Here is a 5,809-nt window from a genome sequence, read left to right on the forward strand (position 1 = left end):
AGATCCACCAGCGCATGAGCTGCCCTCCAATCGTGTGACGCGATGGTGACATGCAATCCGCAGCCGGCAAAGCGGGAAGCGCCGAAGTCATTCACTTTCAGGTTAGCCGAAGGCGAGCTCTGCCCTGCGCCGCGGCGGCTCGCCACCAAAGCAGGCAGGCGCATGGTCCGGCGCATCCATGCGCTGCCGCTGGGCCCATCGTACGACGATGCGGTTTCGCGACATGACGAGACGCTGTATCCTGACATGGCTCCGCTGCCTTCAGCACGACCGCAATCGGAGGGGCTGCATGAACGACTCCGTCACCAAGCCCGCGACCAAGACCAAGCCTGCGGTCAAAACCCAGGTCGCGCGCCCTCGCCTCTACAAGGTGATCCTGGTCAACGACGACTACACGCCGCGCGAATTCGTCACGATGATCCTGAAGGCGGAGTTCCGCATGACCGAGGACGAGGCCTACAAGGTGATGATCACGGCGCACCGGCGTGGCGTCTGCGTCGTCGCCGTGTTCACTCGTGATATCGCCGAGACCAAGGCGACGCGGGCGACCGATGCCGGCCGGGCCAAAGGATATCCGCTGCTGTTCACGACCGAACCGGAGGAGTGATTTACGCCAGTGTCGCCTCGTCCTGCAGCCCGAACACCCGCTGCTCGGCGGCAAAGCCCGCGATCGGAAACGCACCGAGATCGGCCCAGGCGCCAGAGCAGAAACGCGCGAACGCCTCGGATGCGACCACCGTGCGCTTCAGACGGCCTGCGATCTTCTCCAGTCGTGCGGCGAGATTGACCGCCGGGCCGATGCAGGTGAAGTCGAGCCGGTCGGCGCCGCCGATATTGCCGTAGAGCAATTGCCCGACATGCAGCGCCACGCCGAAGCGGAAGCGCTCGGTGGCATCGCCGACACGGTATTCGAGCGCGTCGACGCTGGCGCGGGATTGCCGCGCCGCGTCCAGCACGCGCCCACAGACCGCCGCCTTGTCGTCATCCTGTTCGGCGATCGGAAACACGGCGAGCAGGCCATCGCCCATGAATTTCAGCACCTCGCCGCCATGGCTCCTGATCGCGGCGACCTGGCAATCGAAATAATGATTGAGGATCTCGACGACGGTCTCGGCCGGCAGACGGTCCGACAACGGCGTGAAGCCGCGCAAATCCGACAGCCAGATCGCCGCATGCATCGTATCGGTATGGCCGCGGCGGATCTGGCCGCCTAGGATTCGCTCGCCGGCACGGTTGCCGACATAGGTGTCGAGCAGCATCTCTGCGGTGCGGCGCAGAGAGACGATCTCGGTGTAGCGCGACAGCGCCGGCATCAGCGCGCGGATCGCATCCGCCTCATCGTCGGAGAAACCGCCCGGTCGCGTCGTGGTCCAGCTCGAGGCGTGCGCGGTACGATCCATGAAGGTCATCGGCAGCGCGAGATAGTCGGTGACGCCCTCGGCGCGAAGATCCAGCAAGATCGGAAAACCTTCGCTCAAGGGACTGAACGGATCGGCCCGGACTTCGATGCCTTCGGTCACGACGACCGAGAGCGGTGACTGCGTGAAAGCCGGCGAATCCAGGAAATCGAAGCCGACCGTGCCGGTCTCGACCTCGGCGCCCGGCCGCCAGATGAAGCTGCGGCCGAAGATTTCCGGATGTAAGGTGCGGATGAAGACGCCGACGCGCCACAGCGGCACGCCGGCTTCGACCAGCCGCTCGCAGGCCTGCGCCATCATCCCGGCCGGCGTCGCCGCGCTCCGCGCGCCGTCGACCAGCCACGCGGCGATATCGCGTATTTTGGCGGTGTTCACCATGACCAGCACCATATGCCACCAGAGAGGCGGCGGCGATAAAATCGCGAGCTCAGTTCGACCGGCGGAGGATGATGCCATCCGGTTGAAGCTCCGTCGTTGCGAGGAGCGTCAGCGACGAACCAATCCAATCTTTTTTTCCTGGCCCTGGATTGCTTCGCTTCGCTCGCAATGACGAGCTATCCGACCTGGCCGCGATGGCGCAGCAGGTGATCGGCCAGCACGCAGGCCATCATCGCCTCGCCGACCGGCACGGCGCGGATGCCTACGCAGGGGTCGTGGCGCCCCTTGGTCATGACCTCGGTCTCGTGACCCTGGCGATCGACCGAAAGCCGTGGCGTGAGGATGGACGAGGTCGGCTTCACGGCGAAGCGCACCACCACCGGCTGGCCGGTCGCTATGCCGCCGAGGATGCCGCCGGCATTGTTGGAGAGGAAGCGCGTGCCGTCATTGCCCGAGCGCATCTCGTCGGCATTCTGCTCGCCGGTGAGCTCGGCGGCGGAAAAGCCGGCACCGATCTCGACGCCCTTCACCGCGTTGATGCTCATCATCGCGGCCGCCAGATCGGCATCGAGCTTGGCATAGAGTGGCGCGCCGAGGCCCGCCGGCACGCCCTCGGCAACGATCTCCAGCACCGCGCCGATCGACGAGCCGCTCTTGCGGATGCCGTCGAGATAGTCCTCGAAGAATGCCGCCTTGTCCTTGTCCGGGCAGAAGAACGGATTGTTGGCGACCTCGTCCCAGTCCCAGTTCGCGCGGTCGATCTTGTGCGGGCCCATCTGGACCAGGGCGCCGCGGACCTTCACATCGCGCAGGATCTTGCGCGCGATGGCGCCGGCGGCGACGCGGGTCGCGGTCTCGCGCGCCGAGGAGCGGCCACCGCCGCGGTAATCGCGCAGGCCGTACTTCGCCTCATAGGTGAAGTCGGCATGACCGGGCCGGAATTTGTCCTTGATCTCAGAATAGTCCTTCGACCGCTGGTCGGTATTCTCGATCAAAAGCGCAATCGGCGTGCCGGTCGTGACCTGCGCGCCGCCGTCGGGATCCGCCATCACGCCGGACAGGATCTTCACCTGGTCCGGCTCCTGGCGCTGGGTGGTGAAGCGCGACTGCCCGGGCCGGCGGCGATCAAGGTCAAGCTGGATGTCCTCGGCCTTGAGCGGGATCCGCGGCGGACAGCCATCGACCACGCAGCCGATCGCAACCCCATGGCTCTCGCCGAAGGTGGTGACGCGGAACATATGGCCGAAGGTGTTGAAGGACATGGCGCGATTTCTACCAAATAGGAAACTGTCATTCCGGGACGGTCCGAAGCACCAGACCCGGAATCTCGAGATTCCGGGCTCGACGCTTCGCATCACCCCGGAATGACGGTGAACAGCTAGCTGTACTTGGTCAAGCCATCCGGACCGAAAACATAAACCGCGCCCTGCTGGATCGGCAGGTCGACCGCACTGGCGGGTATCTCGAAACCCAGCGTCACCATCAGCGCCCGCGCGGTGCCGCCATGGGCCACCGCGACGGTGTCGGTCGTGATCGTATCGTACCAGGCGCGGACGCGGCGCTCGACATCAGCATAGGTTTCGCCGCCTTCCGGTGCCAGCGTCCATTTCTCGGTCTGGCGGCGGGCAAAGAACACGGGATCAGCGACCTGCATCTCCGGCAAGGTCGCGCCTTCCCACTTGCCATAACCGATCTCGCGCAGCCGGTCGTCGAGCGTGTAGCCGCCGGCCGGGAGGCCCAAGGTCTCGCGCACCAGCTCCATGGTCGCGCGCGCCCGCCCTAGCGGGCTGGCGACGAAAGGCAGCCGGGCGACGTCGTGGCCGTCACGTGCAACGAGCTGGCCGAGCACACCGCCGGCATGGCTGGCCTGGACGCGGCCGAGATCGTTGAGCGGAATGTCCTGCGTGCCCTGCAAGCGACCCAGCGCGTTCCAGTCCGTCTCGCCGTGGCGGATGTAGTAGATGGTCGGCACGGGCATTGCAGTCGCTGCGTCAGTTCTTGGCGTCGGTCCTTGGCGTCAGTCCTTCGATGCCGAACCGCCGAGCGCAATGTCGGGCGCGTCCGGCCGCTTCATGCCGACCACGTGATAGCCGGAATCGACATGGTGCACCTCGCCGGTGACGCCACGCGACAGGTCGGACAGCAGGTACAGTGCGCTGTCGCCGACCTCGTCGATCGTGACGGTGCGGCGCATCGGCGCGTTGTATTCGTTCCACTTCAGGATGTAGCGGAAGTCGCCGATGCCGGACGCGGCCAGCGTCTTGATCGGCCCGGCCGAGATGGCGTTGACGCGGATGTTCTTCTCGCCGAGGTCGGCGGAGAGATAGCGCACGCTGGCCTCCAGCGCGGCCTTGGCGACACCCATCACGTTGTAATGCGGCATCCACTTCTCGGCGCCGTAATAGGTCAGCGTGATGATCGAGCCGCCGTCGGTCATCAGCTTCTCGGCGCGCTGCGCGATCGCGGTCAGCGAGTAGCAGCTGATCAGCATGCTCTTGGTGAAATTGTCCTGGGTGGTCTCGATGTAGCGGCCGTCGAGCTGGTCCTTGTCCGCAAACGCGATCGCATGCACGACGAAATCGATCTTGCCCCACTTCTGCTTCAGGACATCGAACACCGCATCGATGCTGGCGGGATCGGTGACGTCGCAATGGCCGAGCACGAGGCCGCCGAGCTCGGCCGCGAGCGGCTCGACCCGCTTCTTCAGCGCGTCGCCCTGATAGGTCAATGCGATCTCGGCGCCGGCCGCGCGCGCCGCCTTCGCAATGCCCCAGGCGATCGAGCGATTATTGGCGACGCCGAGAATGACCCCGCGCTTGCCCTGCATCAGACCTGAATTCTGCGACATCCGCTTTCCCATCGAACGTGTTGAGAGATGGAGGTACACCACCGGTTCATTCCGGTACAGCCCCAATCGGTTAGCGAAGTTCCGGCGTCCGCTGAACCGCCGCATTAACCTGCAACATTGCTCTCCGTGGCGCCGCGGAATAGCCCCGTCACCACGGTGTTATGTTGGGCTCAAGGGGCGTTTGCGCGATCGCGCGCCATCCGCTGGACCCGACAGCCGAGAGGCGGCAGATGAGTGCGTTTCGCCAGAGCGTTGAAGCCATGATCCCGGCGCTGCGCCGCTATGCCCGCGCGCTCGCCCGCGACAGCGACGCGGCCGACGATCTGGTGCAGGACACGCTGGTGCGGGCGCTGCGCTCCGAGCGGCTGTTTCTCGGCGGCGACATCAGAAGCTGGCTCTATACGATCCTGACCAATCTCAACAAGAACCGCCGCCGCTCGCTGGCGCGGCGGCCGCAATTCATGCCGCTCGCCGACAACAATCCTGACGCCAGCGGCACCGAGGCCGAGGGGCGCGACATCGCGCGCGCGCTCGCGACGCTGGTGGAGGAGCAGCGCGCGGTGCTGCTGCTGGTGATGCTGGAAGGACTGAGCTACCGCGAGGTCGCCGACATCCAGGGCGTGCCGATCGGCACCGTGATGTCCCGTCTCGCCCGGGCGCGCGCCCATGTCCGCGCTTCGCTCGAGGGCGCCCGCCCATCGCTGCGGAGCGTGAAATGAACGCCGGCCGGCAATGTGACGACAATACCGTCGTGGCATGCGCGAGGCGTCGCATCTCCGCGCACGGCCATCTCTTGGAATATCCCTTGGAAGTGAGACGATTGGAAGTGAGACGATTGCAATGACCGATCCGAAAATTCCCGTCACCGAGGACGAACTGCACGCGTTTGTCGACAACGAGCTGCCGGCCGAGCGCCGCGGCGATGTCGAGGCCTGGCTTGCGGCGCATCCCGACGACGCCGTGCGGGTGCAGTCCTGGCGTGAGATGGCCGACGCCCTGCACGCGCGCTACGACGCCGTCATCAATGAGCCGGTGCCGCAGCGGCTGGAGCTGGAGCGGCTGGTGCGGCAGCCACGCCGCTGGATCTATGGCGCCATTGCGGCGAGCCTCGTGGCCTTTGTGGCGGGCGGCGCGGCCGGCTGGGTGGCGCACGGCGCGAGGTCGG

7 protein-coding genes are annotated in these 5,809 nt (G+C 65.9%); 3 read left to right on the top strand and 4 right to left on the bottom strand.

Annotated features, from left to right (window positions below; translation table 11 throughout):
* Positions 1-289 precede the first annotated feature (289 nt).
* Positions 290-607, top strand: coding sequence for an ATP-dependent Clp protease adapter ClpS (gene clpS, locus WA702_RS27970; RefSeq protein ID WP_425113778.1), 318 nt, complete (start codon positions 290-292; stop codon positions 605-607).
* A 1-nt stretch (position 608) separates the two neighbouring features.
* On the opposite strand, the gene WA702_RS27975 is transcribed toward clpS, so the two are convergent.
* The 4 genes from WA702_RS27975 to fabI form a co-directional block, all read right to left on the bottom strand.
* On the bottom strand, positions 609-1,796 hold the full coding sequence (locus WA702_RS27975) for an adenylate/guanylate cyclase domain-containing protein (RefSeq protein ID WP_425113779.1): 1,188 nt from the start codon (positions 1,794-1,796) through the stop codon (positions 609-611).
* 176 nt (positions 1,797-1,972) lie between these two features.
* Complete coding sequence (gene aroC / locus WA702_RS27980) at positions 1,973-3,058, bottom strand: chorismate synthase (RefSeq protein WP_425113780.1); 1,086 nt, start codon at positions 3,056-3,058, stop codon at positions 1,973-1,975.
* A gap of 116 nt (positions 3,059-3,174) precedes the next feature.
* Complete coding sequence (locus WA702_RS27985; RefSeq protein WP_425113781.1) at positions 3,175-3,774, bottom strand: histidine phosphatase family protein; 600 nt, start codon at positions 3,772-3,774, stop codon at positions 3,175-3,177.
* Positions 3,775-3,813: 39 nt separating this feature from the next.
* Positions 3,814-4,644, bottom strand: coding sequence for an enoyl-ACP reductase FabI (gene fabI, locus WA702_RS27990; RefSeq protein WP_425113782.1), 831 nt, complete (start codon positions 4,642-4,644; stop codon positions 3,814-3,816).
* Between the two features lie 230 nt (positions 4,645-4,874).
* Between fabI and WA702_RS27995 the strand changes: the two genes are divergently transcribed.
* On the top strand, positions 4,875-5,363 hold the full coding sequence (locus WA702_RS27995) for an RNA polymerase sigma factor (protein WP_425113783.1): 489 nt from the start codon (positions 4,875-4,877) through the stop codon (positions 5,361-5,363).
* Positions 5,364-5,484: 121 nt separating this feature from the next.
* Positions 5,485-5,809, top strand: a 325-nt coding sequence (locus tag WA702_RS28000) for an anti-sigma factor family protein (protein ID WP_425113784.1), incomplete at its 3' end; no start/stop codon positions are given.

The organism is Bradyrhizobium sp., assembly GCF_049798375.1.
In the GTDB taxonomy this organism is placed as follows: domain Bacteria; phylum Pseudomonadota; class Alphaproteobacteria; order Rhizobiales; family Xanthobacteraceae; genus Bradyrhizobium.